Source organism: Streptomyces sp. NPDC093801 (genome assembly GCF_040701585.1).
In the GTDB taxonomy this organism is placed as follows: Bacteria; Actinomycetota; Actinomycetes; order Streptomycetales; family Streptomycetaceae; genus Streptomyces.
The window spans coordinates 114,939-133,375 of the sequence record NZ_JBFBDP010000014.1; the positions used below are offsets into that span (position 1 = coordinate 114,939).

Genomic DNA, 18,437 nt, shown 5'->3' on the forward strand with positions numbered 1-18,437 from the left:
CGGGGTACGGAACATACCAACGGCGGTGCGGAGGGGGAACGCCGCCGCAGCCCACGGGCTCACCTGGAAGGCGGGGGCGGGCCCTCGCCGGCAGCGGCGGATGCGCGCCGGGACGCGTCCCGGACGGGCCGCCGGGCCGGTCAGACGGCCGGCAGTACGCCCGCCAGCCGCCCCAGCGCCGCCTTGATCCGCTCCGGCGTCACTCCCTGTGCGCGCTGCTGGAGGAAGACCTCCGGCGCCAGTGGCGCGAGCAGGCCGTCGACCAGGGCCTCCGGGTCCGGCGTGCCGGACTCGCGCAGCAGGACGAGGACGTGGACGCGCCAGAAGCCGTACGCCCCGACGGTGAAGCGCTTCTCGCCGGTCTCGGCGCCGAGCACCAGGTGGCCGTGGGTGTCCAGCAGGTCGACCATGGCGCCGTAGAAGGCGGTGAGCCGCTCGGCCGGCGGCGCGCCGGGGCCCAGCGGAGGAGCGCCGCGCAGCAGCTCCTCCTGCAGGCGGCGTTCGTGCTCGTCGAGGAGGGCCGCCGCGATGGACGTGACGTCCGGGTAGCGGCGGTAGAGCGTGCCGCGGCCGATGCCGGCCGCCCTGGCGACGTCCTCCATCGTGACCGACCGCGGATCACCGGCGGCGAACAGCTCCGCGGCGGCGGAGAGCACCTTGGCCCGGTTGCGGGCGGCGTCCGCGCGTTCCCTCGTCCCCATGGCACCGCAGCCTACACGAATAACCGGACGCACTGTCCGGTTGAGCCCCTCGTCGGGTATAACTGGACGCTGTGTCCGGTTACTGTCCAGCCGATACCGAGGGGTCCCCGTCATGACCACGCTGCTGCATCTCGACGCCAGTGCCCGCCGCCGGTCCTTCAGCCGGGAGGCCGGTGACGCCGTCGCCGCCGCCTGGCGCGCGTCCCACCCGGACGGCGTCCACATCCGCCGCGATCTGGCCAGGACCCCCGTCCCGCAGATCGGCGAGGCGTGGACCGAGCTGTGCGACCACGTCCTGGAGCACGGGATCACCGACCCCTCCCGCTACCGGGAGGCCGTGCGCACTCCCGCGCAGGAGGCGGCCTGGGCCGTGGTCGAGCCGCTGCTGTCCGAACTCGTCGCCGCCGACGTCGTCCTGATCGCCACGCCGATGTACAACTACTCGGTCCCGGCGTCCCTGAAGGCCTGGATCGACCAGGTCACCTTCCCGCGCATGTCCCTCGCCGGACGGCGGTTCGTCGTGGCGTACGCCCGCGGCGGGGCGTACGGCCCGGGCACCCCGCGCCACCCGTACGACCACCAGGAGCGCTACCTGCGCGACTTCTTCGCCGGGCACTTCGCCGTGCCGGAGGAGGACATGACCTTCCTCGGCACCGAACTGGCCAACTCCCTCACCGATCCGGCCCTCGCCGGCCGGCGCGGGGCGCACGACGCGTCCCGCGCGGCCGCGCTGGAGGCCGCCCGCACGACGGGAGGATCCCTGTGAACTGGCTCCTCCTCGTCGCCGCCGGCCTGGTGGAGGTCGCCTGGTCGCAGAGCATCAAGCCGACGGCCGGGTTCACCCGCCCCCTGCCCACGCTGCTCTGCTTCGCGCTCGCCGCCGTCGCCGTCTACCTGCTGTCCCTGGCGATGAAGGGCCTGCCGGTCGGCACGGCCTACGCCGTCTTCACCGGGATCGGCGCGGCCGGTGCCATCACGCTGGGCGTCGTGGTCCACGAGGAACCGGTCACCCCGGGCCGCTTCCTCGCCCTCGCCCTGATCATCGGCGGCGTGGCACTGTCCCACGCGACCTCCCCGGCCGTGTAGGGAGCACTGCGTTCCGTGGCCGCGCCGGGCCGTCTTTCGTCCTGAATCTTCACTCATGTCCTGATACGACCAGTGAAGTGGATCACTCTCCGCACCGTCTTGCACATGCTTCCGGGAGGCGGGGGCACCCGGGCTTCCGGGCGGCCGGCAGGGCGCTCCGGTCCTCCGGGCGACCGGCGGGGGATCCAAGGAACGAAAGGCAGTACCCGACGTGACCGCAGCACAACAGACCATCCACGTGGGCGGCGAGTGGCGCGCAGCACTCTCCGGTGACACCCGCCGCATCATCGACCCCGTCGACGCCACCGCCTTCGCGGTCGTCGCGGAGGGCGGGGTACGGGACACCGACGACGCGGTGGCCGCCGCCCGCGCCGCCTTCGACGCGGGCGCCTGGCCCCGTACGCCGGTCGCCGAGCGCGCCGCCCTGCTGCGCCGGGTCGCCGACCGGCTGGAACGCGATCGGGAGCGGATCGGCGCCCTGGAGAGCAGGGACGCGGGCAAGACGCTGGAGGAGGGCCGCACCGACGTCGACTGCGTGCGCGACACCTTCCGCTACTTCGCCGACCTGGTGGAGAAGGAGAGCACGGAGCGCGTCGTCGACACCGGATCGCCGGACGTCCGCAGCGTGGTCGTCCACGAACCGGTGGGCGTCTGCGCGCTGATCACCCCGTGGAACTACCCGCTCCTCCAGGCCAGCTGGAAGATCGCACCGGCCCTCGCCGCCGGCAACACCTTCGTCATCAAGCCCAGCGAGATCACCCCGCTGAGCACGGTCGCCCTGGTGGAGCTGCTGCTGGAGGCCGGGCTCCCGCTCGGCGCCGCCAACATCGTCACCGGCCCCGGGCCCACCGTGGGCGCGCGGCTCGCCGAGCACCCCGACGTCGACCTGGTCTCGTTCACCGGTGGGCTCGCCAGCGGCACCGAGGTCGCGCGGGCGGCGGCCGACAGCGTCAAGAAGGTCGCGCTCGAACTGGGCGGCAAGAACCCCAACATCGTCTTCGCGGACGCCTGCGCCACCCCCGAGGGCTTCGACACCGCCGTGGACCAGGCCCTCAACGCCGCGTTCATCCACAGCGGCCAGGTCTGCTCGGCCGGCTCCCGCCTCATCGTCGAGGAGCCGCTGCGGGACCGGTTCGTCGCCGAACTGTCCCGCCGGGCCGGCCTGATCCGGCTGGGCCGCGGCACCGACCCCGGCGTCGAGTGCGGACCGATGGTCTCCGCCGCGCAGCGGGAGCGGACCGAGGAGTACGTGGCCTCCGCCCTCGCCGAGGGCGCGGTGCTCCGCACCGGCGGGGTCCGGCCGCAGGGGCCGGGCTTCTTCTACCGGCCCACCGTCCTCGACCGCTGCCACCGCGGCATGCGCGTGGTGCGCGAGGAGGTCTTCGGCCCGGTCCTGACCGTGGAGACCTTCCGCACCGAGGAGGAGGCCGTCGCCCTCGGCAACGACACCGAGTACGGCCTGGCCGGCGCGGTGTGGACCTCCGACGAGGAGCGGGCCGGGCGGGTGGCCGGGCTGCTGCGCCACGGCACCGTCTGGATCAACGACTTCCACCCGTACCTGCCGCAGGCCGAATGGGGCGGCTTCGGCAAGTCCGGCATCGGCCGCGAGCTGGGCCCCACCGGCCTCGCCGAGTACCGCGAGGCCAAGCACGTCTACCGGAACCTCTCCCCCCGTCCCGTGCGGTGGTTCGCCGGCGGACAGGACGACGGCGCACGGAACGAGCAGCAGAAGGACCAGGCATGAACCACCGGCCCGACACGCACGACCAGTACGGCCGGCACACCCGGCACGACCGGCACGCCCTGCAGGAGCGCGACGCCCCGCACGAGCGCGACGCCCGCCGCGAGCCGGACGCCCCGCATGACGGGCAGGTGTACGACTACGTCGTCGTCGGCGGCGGGACCGCCGGTTCCGTGATCGCCTCCCGGCTGACCGAGGACCCCGCGGTCAGCGTGGCCGTCATCGAGGGCGGCCCCAGTGACGTCGGCCGCGAGGACGTCCTCACCCTGCGCCGGTGGACGGGGCTGCTCGGCGGCGAACTGGACTACGACTACCCCACCACCGAGCAGCCCCGCGGCAACTCCCACATCCGGCACAGCCGGGCGCGGGTGCTGGGCGGCTGCTCCTCGCACAACACGCTCATCTCGTTCAAGCCGCTCCCCTCCGACTGGGACGAGTGGGCCGACGCCGGGGCCGAGGGCTGGGACGCCGCCTCCATGGAGCCGTACTTCGACCGGCTCCGCAACCACATCGTCCCGGTCCACGAGGACGACCGCAACGCCATCGCCCGGGACTTCGTGGAGGCGGCTCAGGGCGCCCTCGGCGTCCCCCGGGTCGAGGGGTTCAACAAGGAGGCCTTCCACGAGGGGGTCGGCTTCTTCGACCTGGCGTACCACCCGGAGGACAACAAGCGGTCCTCGGCCTCGGTCGCCTACCTGCACCCCTTCCTGGACCGGCCGAACCTGCACCTCGCCCTGGAGACGTGGGCGTTCCGGCTGGAGCTGGAAGGGACCCGGGCCACCGGAGTGCACGTGCGCACCGCGGACGGCCGGGAGCACGTGGTGCGGGCCCGCCGCGAGGTGCTGGTGTGCGCGGGCGCCGTGGACTCGCCGCGGCTGCTGCTGCACTCGGGCATCGGACCGCGGGCGGACCTGGAGGAGCTGGGCATCCCGGTCGTGCACGACCTGCCGGGGGTCGGCGAGAACCTCCTCGACCACCCGGAGTCGGTCATCGTGTGGGAGACCCACGGTCCGATACCGGAGAACTCGGCGATGGACTCGGACGCCGGGCTGTTCGTCCGCCGGGACCCGGCGGCGCAGGGGCCCGACCTGATGTTCCACTTCTACCAGGTGCCGTTCACCGACAACCCGGAGCGGCTGGGCTACGAACGCCCCGCCCACGGGGTGTCGATGACCCCGAACATCCCCAAGCCGCGCAGCCGCGGCCGGCTCTACCTGACGAGCCCCGACCCCGGGGTCAAGCCGGCGCTGGACTTCCGGTACTTCACCGACGAGGACGACTACGACGGCCGGACCCTGGTCGACGGCATCAGGATCGCCCGGCGGATCGCGGCGGCCGAGCCGCTGGCGGGCTGGCTGCGGCGCGAGGTCTGCCCGGGCCCGGAGGTCACCTCCGACGAGGAGCTCAGCGCGTACGCCCGGCATGTCGCGCACACCGTCTACCATCCGGCCGGGACCTGCCGGATGGGTGCCGAGGACGACGCGCTCGCCGTCGTCACACCCGATCTGAGGATCCGGGGCCTGTCCGGCGTCCGGATCGCCGACGCGTCCGTCTTCCCGACCATGCCCGCCGTGAACCCGATGATCGGGGTGCTGATGGTCGGGGAGAAGTGCGCCGAACTGCTGGGAGGTGCCCGCCGATGAGCCGGAGCACGAGACATGCGGGGGACCGGCCCGAGGACCGGCCGGACAGCCGGCCGGCCGCCGGCCCCGCGAAGGGCGTGCCGGAGGCCGGGTCCGGGTCCGTCTTCGCCGTACGGAACCTGTGGAAGGTGTTCGGGCCGAAGGCCGGACGGGTTCCCGCCGATCCGGAACTGGCGTCGCTGGACGCCGCCCCGCTGCGCGAGCGGACCGGCTGCACGGCCGCCGTCCGCGACGTCTCCTTCGACGTGCGCAGGGGCGAGGTGTTCGTGGTGATGGGCCTGTCGGGTTCCGGCAAGTCGACGCTGGTCCGCTGCCTGACCCGGCTCATCGAGCCGACCTCGGGCAGCCTCTCCATCGACGGCGAGGACGTCCTCGGCATGGACCCGGCCCGGCTGCGCGAACTGCGCCGCCACCGCGCCGCGATGGTCTTCCAGCACTTCGGGCTGCTGCCGCACCGCACCGTCCTCGACAACGTCGCCTACGGCCTGGAGATCCAGGGCGTGGGCCGCGGGGAACGCCGCGAGCGCGCGGCGGAGTTCGTGGCGAAGGTCGGCCTGGAGGGCATGGAGCTGCGCCGGCCCGGGCAGCTGTCCGGCGGCCAGCAGCAGCGGGTGGGGCTGGCCCGCGCGCTCGCGGTCGACCCCGAAGTACTGCTCTTCGACGAGCCGTTCAGCGCGCTCGACCCGCTCATCCGGCGGGACATGCAGGAGGAGGTCGTCCGCCTGCACCGCGAGGAGGGCCGCACCATGGTCTTCATCACCCACGACCTCGGCGAGGCGCTGCGGCTCGGCGACCGGATCGCGCTGATGCGGGACGGCCGGATCGTGCAGCTGGGCACACCCGAGGAGATCGTCGGCTCCCCCGCCGACGACTACGTCCGCGACTTCGTCCGGGACGTGCCGCGCGAGCAGGTGCTGACGGTCCGCTCGGCGATGCGCCCGGCGCGGGCCGAGGAGACCGGGGCCGGGCCCGCGCTGGCACCGACCGCGACCGTCCACGAGGCCATCGAGGCGGTCGCCCGGACCGGGGAGAACGCGCGGGTCGTCGAGGACGGGCGGTGCCTGGGCGTGGTCGACCAGTCGGCGCTGCTGGGCGTGGTCGCCGGGGTCCCCGCCGCGGCCGGGAAGGCGGTGGCCTGATGTACCCCCACACCACCTGGCCGCCGCCGTGCGGCGGCACGGGGGTTCCCGGCCGCGGGCGGTGCGGCCGATGAGCGCCACCGCCCCTTCCGCTCCCGCCGACCGTACGACCGAGCGCGGCGCCGGCCCGGCCGCCACGACCGGACGGCCCGGCTCGGGTGACCGGCCCCTGAAGCCGGGCCCCGGCGCGGACTCCGGTTCCGGTGGAGCGCGGGCCCCGCTGCGGCGCCGCCGCGGCCGGCTGATCGGTGCGGGCACGGCGCTCCTGCTCGTCCTGGGCGCCGTCCTGCTCGGCGGCGGCAGCTGGCCGGGCGGGCTCACCGTGGACGTGTCGGGGCCGCTGGAGCGCGCCGGCGACTGGATCGTCGACAACCGCGACGGCCACCCGCTCTTCCTCTACTTCCTCGGGCACGTCAGCAACGCCGTGGTCGTGGCCGTGCGCGCCGTGTACCTGCTGCTGCTCGGCCTCGGCTGGGCCGGGGTGACCGCCGCGGCCGGCCTGGTGGCCTGGCGGCTCGCGGGGGTGCGCCTCGCCCTGGTCTGCGTGGCCGCGTGCGCCGCGTGCGGACTGCTCGGCATGTGGGTCCCCACCCTGCAGACCCTCGCCCTGATGGTGGTGGCGGTCCTCGCGTCGGTGGTGCTCGGCGCGCTCCTCGGGCTGGCCGCCGGCCTGTCCGGGCGGATGGACCGCGTGCTGCGCCCGCTGCTCGACACCATGCAGGTGCTGCCCGCCTTCGCCTACCTGCTGCCGGTGGTGCTGGTCTTCGGCATCGGCGTGCCGGCCGCGGTCCTGGCGACCGTGGTGTACGCCGCCCCGCCGATGGCCCGCCTGACCGCGCTCGGGCTGCGCGGCGCGGACGCCGGGGTGATGGAGGCCTCGGCCTCCCTCGGTGCGACCGGCCGGCAGCGGCTGCTGACGGCCCGGCTGCCGCTGGCCCGGAAGGAGCTGCTGCTCGGCGTCAACCAGTCGATCATGATGGCGCTCGGCATGGCCGTGATCGCCTCCGTGATCGGCGCGGGCGGCCTCGGCGACCGGGTGTACCAGGCGCTGGCCTCCGTGGACGTCGGTGCGGCGCTCGCCGCGGGCGTGCCGATCGTGCTGCTCGCCGCGGTCCTGGACCGTGTCACCGCCGCCGCGGGCGCCCGGCTCGGGTCCGCTCCGGACCGCCCGGCCGGCCCGGGCCGCGCCGTGGCCCCGGCGTCGGCCGCCCTGGTGGCCGCGATCGCCGCGGCCGGCCACCTCACCGGCCGGCTCGACTGGCCGCGGGCGTGGACCGTGGACACCGCCGGGCCCGTCAACCGGGCCGTGGACTGGATGACCGCGCACCTGTACTCCGAGGTGCCCGCCGTCGGCGGCACCGCCGACTGGGCCTCCCACTTCACCACCGGGGTCCTCAACCCGCTGCGCTCGGGCCTGCAGTGGCTGCCCTGGTGGTCGGTCCTGCTGGCGGTCGGCGCCCTCGCCCTGCTCATCGGCACCTGGCGGACCGCCGCCACCGCGGTCCTGGCGATGGCCGCGATCGGCGCCCTCGGCGTGTGGGCGCCCGCCCTCGACACCCTCTCCCAGGTGCTGGCGGCGGTCGCCGTGACCCTGCCGCTCGGTTTCGCCCTCGGCGCGGCCGCCGCGCGCAGCGCCCGCCTGGACGGCGTGCTGCGGCCCGTCCTGGACGTGTTCCAGACGATGCCCCAGTTCGTGTACCTGATCCCGGTGGTCGCGCTGTTCGGCGTGGGCCGCGCCCCGGCCGTCGCCGCGGCCGTGGTGTACGCGCTGCCCGCGGTGGTGCGGATCACCGCGCAGGGCCTGCGGGCGGTCGACCAGGGCGCGGTGGAGTCCGCGCGCTCGCTCGGGGCGACCGCGCGCCAGCAGCTGTTCCAGGTCCAGCTGCCGCTGGCCCGGCCCGCGCTGCTGCTGGCCGTGAACCAGGGCGTGGTCCTGGTCCTGGCCGTGGTCGTCATCGGCGGCCTGGTGGGCGGCGGGGCACTCGGCTACGACGCCGTGTTCGGACTCGCCCGGGGCGACCTGGCGACCGGTCTCGTCGCCGGTGCCGCGATGGTCTGCCTGGGCCTGGTGCTCGACCGGGTCACCCAGCCGACGGAACGCCGCACCCGCACCGGAAAGGGGGCCTGAGGTGGCCCGTACCCGTATCGCAGCCCTGGCCGCCGCCGCGGCCCTGACCGTCGGGGCCGGCCTCGCCGGCTGCGGCGCCGCCGACATGACCCGCCAGTCCTCCCCGTTCGCGGACACCGGGGGCTCCCGGACGCTGACGCTGTCCGTGCAGTCCTGGGTGGGTGCGCAGGCCAACGTGGCCGTCGCCCAGTACCTGCTGGAACACGAGCTCGGCTACCACGTGGACACCGTGCAGATCGACGAGGTGCCGGCCTGGGACGCGCTCAGCCAGGGCCGGGTGGACGCCATCCTGGAGGACTGGGGGCACCCGGAGCAGGAGCAGCGGTACATCGACGGGAAGGGCACCATCGCCCGCGGCGGCGACCTGGGGGTCACCGGGCACATCGGCTGGTTCGTGCCGACGTACTTCGCCGAGCAGCACCCGGACGTCACCGACTGGAAGAACCTCGGCAAGTACGCCGACCTGTTCCGCACCGCGGAGAGCGGCGGCAGGGGGCAGCTGCTCGACGGCTCCCCGTCGTACGTCACCAACGACAAGGCGCTGGTGAAGAACCTGGGCCTGGACTTCCAGGTGGTCTTCGCGGGCTCCGAGGCGGCCCAGATCACGCAGATCAGGCAGTTCGCCAAGGAGAAGAAGCCCTTCCTGACCTACTGGTACGAGCCGCAGTGGCTGTTCGAGAAGGTGCCCCTGACGGAGGTGGCGCTGCCCGGGTACGAGAAGGGCTGCGACGCCGATCCGGAGAAGGTGGCGTGCGCGTACCCGCACACGCCGCTGCAGAAGTTCTTCAACGCCCGGTTCGCGAAGGACGGCGGTGACGCGGCCGCCTTCCTGAAGAAGTTCCGCTGGACGACGGCCATGCAGAACGACGTCGCGCTGATGATCGCGGAGGAGAAGCTGACCCCGCAGGAGGCGGCGGCCCGGTGGGTCAAGGAGAACCGCGCCACCTGGAAGGCCTGGCTGCCCGCCTGACGGCACACGGCAGCGACGGGAGCGGGGGGAGCGGGGGCGGTGGTCAGGACCGCCGCCCCCTCCCCGGCAGGGCCCCACCTCGGCGCCGTCCACCTCCGGCCGGCCAACGCATCCGAAGCGGACGGCGCGCCCTCCGGCCTCCCGCCGGCTGCCCGGTCACGCGCTGCGATGGCGTCAACCCGCCGGAGCAGGTCGTACGTGAGCACGAGCCGACCAGAGGTGGGAGTACCCGTCGACGAACGCCCCCGCGTCGTCACCCCGGAGCGCCGCGAGGTGCCGCGAGGTGCCGCGAGGTGCCGCGGAGTACCGGAGGCCGGCCCGAGGCCGTGGAACAGCCCGGACCAGTCCACGTCATCCGTGCGGTCGACCACGACAGGGATGGTGCCACAGCAGCCCGGACCGGCCGGCGCCCAGCCGGACCGGCCGCCCGCTCGGGTGGGCGCGGGAATCCGCGGATCGGGCCGGAGCCGACGCCGGACGACCGTGATTGGTCTGTACCTATGGGAGGGACGGGCCGGAGACTTCAGGGATGGACCGGCTCCGGAACACCCGCCTCCCCGACCTGCCCCTGCACCACCTGGAGGTCCCCCTCCCCCACCTGCTGCCCTTCGCGATCGGGACCTTCGACACCATCGGCCCGCTGTCGCGCGCCGCCTTCCCCCACCGGCACACCTTCTACGAGATCGTCTACGTGACCGGCGGGAGCGGCGCGCACGTGCTCGACCTGGTCCGCCGACCGGTGGAGCCCCCGCAGCTGTGCGTGATCACCCCCGGCCAGGTCCACCACTGGGCCGAGGCGGACGGACTCACCGGGCACGTGGTGCTCTTCAACGAGGACTTCCTCCTGCCCCACGCGGACGACGCGGCCGCCCTGCGGATCCTGGCCGGCCGGCCCGGGCACCCGGCCGGTGACCAGGCCGCGCCGATCGCCGCGCTCCTGGCCGACATGGGCGGCGAGTACCGGGACCTGCGGTCCGGGTACCAGAACGTGCTGCGGGCCTGCCTGCACATCCTGATCGCCCGGGCGTCGCGGACCCTCGACCGCACCGGCGCCCCACCGGAAGCACCGGCCCCGGCGCGCGACCGGGCCGCCGAACTGGCCGCGGCCTTCGGCCGCCTGCTCTGCGAGCCCGGTGGAGCGCACCGGCCGGTCGGCTGGTACGCACGGGAGCTCGGCCTGTCCGCCGGGCACTTCCAGACGCTCGTGCGGCGGGCCACGGGACGCCCGCCCGGCAGCCTGATCCGCCAGCAGCAGACGCTGGAGGCGAAGAGGCTGCTGTCCGGCACGGACATGACCGTCCGCCGGATAGCGAACCTGGCCGGCTTCGCGGACGCGGCGTACTTCTGCCGGTTCTTCAGGAGGGAGACGGGGATGTCGCCGGGCGAGTTCCGGAACTGGGCCTGCCGAAATCACCACGATCCCCGGATCGAGTCCATCGCCGCGCACCCGGACGGCCCGTAGGTTGGCTGCTGATCGCGAGCGGACCGGGGCCGACCGGGACGGATGCCCGGCAGGGCACGCCCCTCCCCCCTTTCCCTCGCCCCACCCCGAACCGCCCACCCGAGGAGGCCTCGATGCCCGTACCGGAGGAGCCCACCGCACCACCGGAACCCACAGGAAGCGAACGCCGGGTCAGCCGCAAGACCGTCCTGCGCGCGGCCGCCGCACTCGGCGCCGCCCCGCTGCTGGTCGGGGGACCGGTCGCACTCGCCCGCGAACGACCGGCCCCGGGCAGTGCCACCGCCCTCGCCCCGACCCCGGACTGCCACGACGGCGACGAGCCGACGGTGGAGCAGATGGAGGGCCCGTACTTCAAGCCGGACTCCCCGCTGCGAACCTCCCTGGTCACGAGCGGTACACCCGGCACCCGGCTCACCGTCACCGGGTACGTCTTCGGGCGCGCCTGCCGCCCGGTCCCCGGCGTACTGCTCGACTTCTGGCAGGCGGACCACGACGGCGCGTACGACAACGGCGGCTACGCCTTCCGCGGGCACCAGTTCAGCACGGCCCAGGGCGCCTTCGGCCTCTCCACCATCGTTCCGGGGCTCTACCCCGGGCGCACCCGCCACCTCCACGTCAAACTCCAGGCTCCCGGCGGCCGGGTGGTCACCACCCAGCTGTACTTCCCGGGCGAGCCGCGCAACGGCACGGACACCCTCTTCGACAGCCGCCTGCTGATGAACCTGCGCCAGGCCGGCCCCGGCCAGGAGGGCACCTTCGACTTCGTCCTGGACGTGTCCCAGGACCCGACCACCCCGCCGACCACTCCCCCGCCGACGACTCCGCCCACGGGCACCTGGACGCCGGGCCGGGCGTACCGGGCCGGCGACGGGGCCACGTACGCGGGACTCCCCTACCGCTGCCTGCAGGCCCACACCGCGGTCACCGGCTGGGAACCGCCGAACGTCCCGGCCCTCTGGCAACGCCTCTGAGGACCGCCCGGCCCGGGTCCGGGACTCCACAGCGGCGCGCCCGCCTCCTCGGGCCGGACCCACGAGGAGACGGGCCGCCGCACCGGCCGGTGCGGGACCGGACACGGTCCTGAAGGGGCGGCCCGGGCGCCCCGCCGTGCCCGGGCAGCACCTGATCGGGGAGGATGGCCCGCCGGAGCGACCGGTGGGGAGAGGGGAGCAGGGCATGGCGGACGGGCACGACGAGCGGCTACGGGACCACGACGGTCACGCGGCCCTGCTGGCCGCCATGGGCCTGGAGCCCGTCGGCACCTGGTGGGTCCCCGGCGTGCGGAGGGCCGGGGCGGCCCGGCGGCTCCTGGACGAGGCCGCCGGGGCCGGTGAGGCCGGCACCGGGCCCTCACGGGCGGTCCGGCTCGTGCTCGGCGAGGGCCGGGAGTTCCTCCTCGCCTTCGGCGGACCGCACGCCCCGGGAGGCTGCGCGGGCCGGGCGTGGCACCGAGTGCGCTGCCCGGCCGCCGACCCGGTCGCCGCCGTCGCGGGGCTGCTCACCGCGGCCGACCCCGACCCCCGCGGACTGCTGCTGGCCGCGACGGACGGGGAGACGGTGGTCGGCGTGCCGTCCGGCCGCGGCGCCGCACGGCTGCTCGCCGTGACCGGATGGACCGCCCGCGTCGAGGCGGCGGCCGAGGCCGCCGGCCGGGAGACCCCCGAGGAGGGCGCGGCGGCCTGGGCCGCCTTCGCGGACGCCCTCGACGCGCACACCGCCCGGCCGCCCTCCGCGGATGCCGACGCCGTGACGGCCGTCCCCGACGACTGGCGCCGGGGCCTCGTCGCGAACCCGGGCACCCCGCGCGGCGTACGGCTGGACCTGATGCGCCGTGACCCCGGCCTGATGTGGCTCCTCCCGCCGGACGAGGCGGTGGAGGCAGCCCTCGCCGCAGGCGACCCGAAGCTCAGGCTTCACGTCGCCGAGCGGGGGTGCGCTCTCGGCCCCGCCCACTGGACCCGCTTGTTCCGCGCGGCCGCGACCGAACGCGAGCGGTGGATGCTCGCCTTCACCGCGGTCGACACCCGCGGCGTCCTCGACGACGGCACCTGGGCCGCACTGGCGGCCGACCCCTCCGCACGGGTCCGGGCCGAGACGGCCCGGCTCGCCGGCCTGCCCGACCGGTACGCCACCGCCCTGGCCGGGGACCCCGCACCCGCGGTGCGGGCGGCGGCCTGCCCGAGGGCCTGGGCCGCCCTGCCCGCCGAGCGCCGCCGCGCCCTGCTCGCCGACGGATCCGCCGGCGTACGGATCGCGGCCCGGCTGTGCCACCACACCGAAGTCCCCCTGTCCCGCGAGGACTTCGAGGACTTCGAGGGCGGGGCGCTCGGGGAGCGGGCCGTCCGGTCCTGCCTGCTCGCCCCCGCCCTCGTCGACCACCTCCTCGCCACCGGAGAACCCGGCCTGCGCGGGGCCCTCGCCGAGAACCCCCGCCTGACGCCGGACGCGGTGGCCCGGCTCGCCTCGGACGCCGACGAAGGGGTCCGCCACGTGGTCGCGCTCCGCGCGGACCTCACCGAGGAGCAGCGGGCCGCGATCCCCGTCTCCATCGCCCCGGGCAGCCGCTACGGGATCCTGGAATGGGTCGCGGACCTGCACGGGGACGCGGAGGCCATGCGCCGGCTCGCCGCCTCCTCCCACGTCCTGGTGCGCCGCAGCGTCGCCCGTGCCCGCCGCCTCCCGCCCGACGTGGTCGGCCGCCTCGCCTGGGACACCGACCGGGCCGTGCAGCTGTTCCTCGCCGAGTCCTGTGACGATGCCCCCGCCGAGATGCTCCTGCGGGTGTGGACCTGGTGGACCGGCAGTCTGTCGTCCCCGGACCGCCCCCGCTCGCACCCCAACTTCCCCCGTGCGGGACTCCTGCGGTACGCCGACGACCCCCACGGGCGGATGCGGCGGCTGGCACTCGACGATCCGCTGTCGACGCCCGCGCTCGTCGCCCGCTTCGCCCGCGACCGCGACCCCGAGGTGCGCCGCCGGGCCGCCGAGGACCCCCGGCTGTCCGCGACCGACGCGGTCCGCCTCGCGCAGGACCCGGACGACGGGATACGGGACCTCGCGCTCGCCCACCGCGCGCTGCCCGCGGGCGTATTGGCGGCCCGTCTGCTCGACCCGCACACGGCCGCGGCCGCCGCCCGCAACCCGACCGTCCCCCTGCCGGTCGTCCACGCCGTGGCCGCCCGCTGCGGGGGGGGTGCGGCCGCCGTCGCCCGTCAGCCGGGGAAGGAGAAGTAGAGCGCGTCGGCGTAGAAGGAGGCGAAGTGCGTCTGCCAGTCGGCCCGGACCGCAGCCAGCCAGTCGTCGTTGCCGCCGGCGATCGCCGCCTCGGCCTGGGCGACGGCGTCGGGGATGTCGTCGGACACCAGACTCCGCACGCTCGCCGTCGGATCGCCGTCCGACATCGAGACGATCTCCCCGGTCTCGAGGACGAAGTACTTCGCCTGCTGCTTCTCCAGGTGGGCCGTGGTCCTGGCCACGCACGCGGCGAACTCCGCGTCGTCCTCCAGGCCCTCGCCGACCGCGCGCAGGAGGTCGCGGAGCAGGGCCGCTCCGCCGGCGTAGTCCGCGGCGATGCCGATCGGAGGGTTCCAGATCATGGACGGGACGACCGTCGTCCCGCGCCCCACCATGAGCTTGTGCGCGAGCGGGACGTCCCGGTTGTGCTCGGATATGCAGCGGATCCGCTGGGGGATCTCCACCTCGTTCGGCATCGAGTCGGCGGAGTAGAGGTATGAACGGTTTGCCATGGCTGCGACGCTAACACCGGGCACCGACAACCCCGGACAGCGCCGCCGGCCCCCGGAGCCGTGAGCCTCACACGGGATTCCGCTCCGGCGCCCTAGCGTGGCCCCATGACGCGGAATCGGACCATGGGGCGGCGAGCAGCCGTGGCGCTCTGTGCGGCGGCGGCGCTGACGGGACCGGGAACCCCGGCCGGCGCATCCGCCGGAACGCCGGCGGCCGGGCCGTCCCCGCGTCCCGATGCCCTCGTCTACGTCGCCGACCTCCACTCCGACACGGTGTCGGTCGTCGACAGCGGCACCGGCGCGCTCGTGGACAGCGTTCCCGTCGGCAACGGACCGGACAGCGTGGCCGTCAGCCCCGACGGCACCCGGGTCTACGTCACCAATTCCGCGGCGGACACCGTATCGGTGGTCGACGCCCGTACCAGGACGGTCGTCGCCACCGTCGCCGTCGGGGACGAACCGAGCAGGGTGACGGTCTCGCCCGACAACCGGAAGGTCTACGTCGCCAACGTCGGGTCGGACGACGTGTCGGTCATCAGCACCCGCACGCATGCCGTGACGGACACCATCGCGGTGGGCGATGCCCCGCTGGGCGTGGCGGTTGCGCCCGACGGATGCACCCTGTACGTCGCCAACGCCGCGTCCGGCACCGTCTCAGTGGTCCGCACCGCCACCGGAACGGTCACCGGCACCATCCCCGTCGGCAGCGGACCGACCGCTCTGGTGCTCACCCCCGACGGCCGCCGCCTGTACGTCTCCAACCTGACGTCGGACGACGTGTCGGTGGTCGACGTGCACGACGGCGCGGAAACGGACCGCATCCCGGTCGGGGACCAGCCTGCGGGCATCGGGGTGCGACCGGACGGGCGACAGGTGTACGTCGCCGACATCGGTTCCGACAACGTGTCCGTGATCAGCACCCGCGAGCGTGCCGTGACGGCGACCGTCGCCGTGGGACGCGGCCCCAACGGCCTCGCCGTCAGCCCGGACGGCTCCCGGGTCTACGTCAGCAACTTCGACTCGGACACCCTGTCGGTCATCGACACCTCGACGGCCCGCACGACGGACACGGTGCCCGTGGGCGACGGGCCGACGGGCGTGGCGGCACCGGATGCGGCGCGGCGGCCCGGGATCTGAGCATGGGCACCGCTCCTGAGGCACGGAACGAGTTCAGCCGGTCGGCGGCAGACGGTGACGGTGACGGCGACCGGCTCAAGCGGTTCGACGCGCGGATGCGGCTGCCGATGGTCGCATCGGCGCTCCTGCCGCTCGTCGTCGTGCCCGAGCCCGGCGAGTGGCTCAGCGCCACCGTCAACGTCGCGGCCTGGCTGGTCTTCCTCACGGACTACGTGGTGCGCGTACGCCTCCGCGGGAACTACGCGAGCTCGGTGCTCGGCCGCTTCGACCTGTTCGTGGTGATCGCCACCGCCCCGTGGTTCCTGCTGCCCGGCGCCGAGGCGGGACGGTTCGTCATCGTCCTGCGCCTGGCGAGGCTGGCCCGCCTGCTGCTGGCGGCCCGGGGGGCGCGGCGGCTCCTGGCGCGGCTGGAACGGCTGGTCGTGGTCGCCACCGGCGTGGTGCTCGTCGCGGTCGTGGTCGCCTACCGCGCCGAGCGGCCCGTGAATCCGGAGTTCGCCACGTTCGGTGACGCCGTGTGGTGGGGCGTGGTGACGCTCACCACGGTCGGCTACGGCGACATCACCCCGCAGACGCCCGCCGGACGCTGGGCGGGCTTCATGATCATGATCACCGGACTCGCCGTTCTGGGCCTCCTGGCCGGTTCCCTGGCCAGCTTCTTCGGGGGTGAGGACGGAGAGGAGCCGCTCGCGGGTCCCGGGGGGCCCGCGCAGGATTCCGGCGCGCAGCCCGCCCCGGCGACCCTGGAGGCCCTGCGCGCCGAGATCGCCGCCCTCCGCGGGCAGGTGGAGGCCCTCACCCGGGCGGTCTCCGGGGCCGGTCCGGATCCGCCGCCCGCGGGACACGGCGGCGGCGCCGATCCACCGCACTGACGGAAAGCCCCGGTCGGCACACTCGACTGACGTCACCACACACCCCACGTCACCACACACCGCTCGGAGGCCCAAAACGCCACCCGTCAGCCGCGAGACCGTTCTGAGGGCCGTGACCTTCTGGCTCCGCCCCGCGTTCGCGCTGCGCGTGGCCAACAGGTTCCAGCGGCTCGTCGGCTTCGACCGGTCGATGGCCCTGGCTTCCGCCGCACTGACGGCCCTGGTGCCCCTGGCCATCCTCTGCGGCCTCCTCACGACGCGCGTGGTCGGCAAGGACATCGCCGAAGGCGTGATCAACCGCTACGGGCTGACGGGGGACGGCGCCGAAGCCGTGCGCCACGTCCTGTCCGCGTCCGGCGACCCGGCCTCGCTGGGGGTCTTCGGAGCCGTCTTCCTCCTGATCTCGGTGCTGAGCTTCGCGCGAGCCGCCCAACGGCTCTTCGAGCAGGGCTGGGAGCTGCGGCCACTGAGCGTCCGCAACACGGTCAACGACCTGAAATGGATCGTGCTGCTGGCCGTGTACGCCGCGCTGAGCTGCTGGATCCACGCAGCACTCGGCCGCAGACCCCTGGCCCTGGGAGCGTCCGCCGTCATGGCACCGCTGACGGCGGCCTTCCTCGTCTGGGGCGGGCGGATCCTGTCCGCCGGCCGGATCACGAAGCGCGGCCTCACGCCCTTCGGATGCATCGGAGCGGTCCTGCTCGCCGGCTACTCGATGGCCATGACCGCCTATCTCCCCCGCATGTTCAACTCCTACACGAACCGTTACGGCGCCGTCGGCGCGGTCTTCGCCATGCTCTCCGCGCTCTTCGGAGCCATGCTGGCAACCGTCTGCTCGGCCGCCCTCGGGCGCGAGGTGCAGGACGAACTCGTCAGGATCGGCCGAGGCGAACGGCCGCCCGACCACGAGGTCCGGCTCCAATGGGACACCCTCCTGCGCCAGACGCGGTCACGCTGGCGGACCACCCGCGGCCAGGCCTTCCTGACCCGCCTGACCAGAAGACGCTGAGCGGGCCGAGTCGCCCGGGTTCCCTACCCCTCGGAGGAGTACAGCCTCCGGCGGAGCTGTATCAGGTGGGAGACGTCGGCCACGTATTTGAGCCGGCCCAACAGGAGGCCGATGCGGCGGTCGTCTCCCTCGCGCACGGCGGTGGCGATGGCCTCGACGAGCTGAACAGGATCTTCGGGCATGGGAACATCCTGGACCGCTGCGCCGCAGTCCATGCCCGCTGACGGCACTTCTCTCGTGCGCACTGCACGAGGGCCGCCGGGCGAAGACCCGGCGACACCGGCGTTCCCCGCCCCCCCGTCGCGGCGCCCTCCCGCGACCGGCCCCGGGTCTTATGGTGACCGCATGGACATGCGGGCGAGCATCGAGGGTCTGGCCGAGGAAGCCGAGCGGCAGGTCCGCGACCGCACCTGGGAGCCGGCCCCCACCGACCGCACCGTCGCCGCGAAGGCCGCCGCCGACCTCCAGGCCGCCATCGGCTCTCCGCACGCCCAGGAAGCCCTCTCCGCGATCGACCGCCTGGAATGCCTGCGGGAAGCGCTCGCCGTCCTGGCCACCGCCGTCGCCAGCGTCCACGGACGCCTCGCCTGGTTCCTCGGCGCGGCCTCCACCGCCCTGACGCCCGTGCTGCACTGGCGCGCCCTGCCCGCCGAGGACGGCTTCAGCTTCGGCGCCGTCCAGCCCACCCCCGAGCAGTACACCGAGGCCGAAGACGCCGTCCGACGGCTCCACACCGCCCTCACCCACATCACCGCCCGCTGACAACCACGCTCGAACTCCTCCGCAGCCGCCCGGGCGAGCGC

17 protein-coding genes are annotated in these 18,437 nt (G+C 74.5%); 14 read left to right on the top strand and 3 right to left on the bottom strand.

What is annotated here, in order from left to right; all coding sequences use genetic code 11:
- Window positions 1-140 precede the first annotated feature (140 nt).
- Window positions 141-701: a helix-turn-helix domain-containing protein gene (locus AB0469_RS18170; protein ID WP_366452411.1), complete on the bottom strand. Its 561-nt coding sequence runs from the start codon at window positions 699-701 to the stop codon at window positions 141-143.
- 112 nt (window positions 702-813) lie between these two features.
- Here AB0469_RS18170 and AB0469_RS18175 point away from each other — a divergent pair, with 112 nt between their 5' ends.
- The 10 genes from AB0469_RS18175 (at window position 814) to AB0469_RS18220 (ending at window position 14,104) form a co-directional block, all read left to right on the top strand.
- Window positions 814-1,467 carry an NAD(P)H-dependent oxidoreductase gene (locus AB0469_RS18175; protein WP_366452412.1) on the top strand — a complete coding sequence of 218 codons (654 nt, stop codon included), beginning with the start codon at window positions 814-816 and terminating at the stop codon, window positions 1,465-1,467.
- Window positions 1,464-1,787 (top strand): multidrug efflux SMR transporter, encoded by a 324-nt coding sequence (locus AB0469_RS18180; RefSeq protein WP_366452413.1) that lies wholly within the window; start codon window positions 1,464-1,466, stop codon window positions 1,785-1,787. Before AB0469_RS18175 ends, AB0469_RS18180 begins: the two co-directional genes overlap by 4 nt.
- Before the next feature lie 211 nt (window positions 1,788-1,998).
- Window positions 1,999-3,531 (top strand): aldehyde dehydrogenase family protein, encoded by a 1,533-nt coding sequence (locus tag AB0469_RS18185; protein WP_366452414.1) that lies wholly within the window; start codon window positions 1,999-2,001, stop codon window positions 3,529-3,531.
- Window positions 3,528-5,171, top strand: coding sequence for a GMC oxidoreductase (locus AB0469_RS18190; protein ID WP_366452415.1), 1,644 nt, complete (start codon window positions 3,528-3,530; stop codon window positions 5,169-5,171). Before AB0469_RS18185 ends, AB0469_RS18190 begins: the two co-directional genes overlap by 4 nt.
- Window positions 5,168-6,310: a glycine betaine/L-proline ABC transporter ATP-binding protein gene (locus AB0469_RS18195; protein WP_366452416.1), complete on the top strand. Its 1,143-nt coding sequence runs from the start codon at window positions 5,168-5,170 to the stop codon at window positions 6,308-6,310. Before AB0469_RS18190 ends, AB0469_RS18195 begins: the two co-directional genes overlap by 4 nt.
- A 70-nt stretch (window positions 6,311-6,380) precedes the next feature.
- Entirely contained in the window at window positions 6,381-8,438 is a 2,058-nt protein-coding gene (locus AB0469_RS18200) for an ABC transporter permease subunit (RefSeq protein ID WP_366452417.1), read from the top strand.
- Between the two features lies 1 nt (window position 8,439).
- Window positions 8,440-9,408: an ABC transporter substrate-binding protein gene (locus AB0469_RS18205; protein ID WP_366452418.1), complete on the top strand. Its 969-nt coding sequence runs from the start codon at window positions 8,440-8,442 to the stop codon at window positions 9,406-9,408.
- Window positions 9,409-9,937: 529 nt separating this feature from the next.
- Complete coding sequence (locus AB0469_RS18210; protein WP_366452419.1) at window positions 9,938-10,870, top strand: helix-turn-helix domain-containing protein; 933 nt, start codon at window positions 9,938-9,940, stop codon at window positions 10,868-10,870.
- A gap of 113 nt (window positions 10,871-10,983) precedes the next feature.
- On the top strand, window positions 10,984-11,841 hold the full coding sequence (locus AB0469_RS18215; protein ID WP_366452420.1) for a carbohydrate-binding protein: 858 nt from the start codon (window positions 10,984-10,986) through the stop codon (window positions 11,839-11,841).
- 205 nt (window positions 11,842-12,046) lie between these two features.
- Complete coding sequence (locus tag AB0469_RS18220; RefSeq protein ID WP_366452421.1) at window positions 12,047-14,104, top strand: PE-PGRS family protein; 2,058 nt, start codon at window positions 12,047-12,049, stop codon at window positions 14,102-14,104.
- Here AB0469_RS18220 and AB0469_RS18225 read toward each other — a convergent pair.
- Entirely contained in the window at window positions 14,083-14,616 is a 534-nt protein-coding gene (locus AB0469_RS18225; RefSeq protein WP_366452422.1) for a hypothetical protein, read from the bottom strand. The two genes, AB0469_RS18220 and AB0469_RS18225, sit on opposite strands and share 22 nt — an antisense overlap.
- Before the next feature lie 105 nt (window positions 14,617-14,721).
- Between AB0469_RS18225 and AB0469_RS18230 the strand changes: the two genes are divergently transcribed.
- The 3 genes from AB0469_RS18230 to AB0469_RS18240 all read left to right on the top strand — a co-directional run bounded on the left by AB0469_RS18230 (window position 14,722) and on the right by AB0469_RS18240 (window position 17,634).
- Entirely contained in the window at window positions 14,722-15,753 is a 1,032-nt protein-coding gene (locus AB0469_RS18230) for a YncE family protein (RefSeq protein WP_366452423.1), read from the top strand.
- Between the two features lie 2 nt (window positions 15,754-15,755).
- Complete coding sequence (locus tag AB0469_RS18235) at window positions 15,756-16,625, top strand: ion channel (protein WP_366452424.1); 870 nt, start codon at window positions 15,756-15,758, stop codon at window positions 16,623-16,625.
- Window positions 16,626-16,737: 112 nt separating this feature from the next.
- Complete coding sequence (locus AB0469_RS18240) at window positions 16,738-17,634, top strand: YhjD/YihY/BrkB family envelope integrity protein (protein ID WP_366452425.1); 897 nt, start codon at window positions 16,738-16,740, stop codon at window positions 17,632-17,634.
- A 23-nt stretch (window positions 17,635-17,657) separates the two neighbouring features.
- On the opposite strand, the gene AB0469_RS18245 is transcribed toward AB0469_RS18240, so the two are convergent.
- Window positions 17,658-17,816: a hypothetical protein gene (locus tag AB0469_RS18245; protein ID WP_366452426.1), complete on the bottom strand. Its 159-nt coding sequence runs from the start codon at window positions 17,814-17,816 to the stop codon at window positions 17,658-17,660.
- 163 nt (window positions 17,817-17,979) lie between these two features.
- On the opposite strand from AB0469_RS18245, the gene AB0469_RS18250 reads away from it, so the two are divergent.
- Window positions 17,980-18,396 carry a hypothetical protein gene (locus tag AB0469_RS18250; protein ID WP_366452427.1) on the top strand — a complete coding sequence of 139 codons (417 nt, stop codon included), beginning with the start codon at window positions 17,980-17,982 and terminating at the stop codon, window positions 18,394-18,396.
- Window positions 18,397-18,437: the final 41 nt, after the last annotated feature.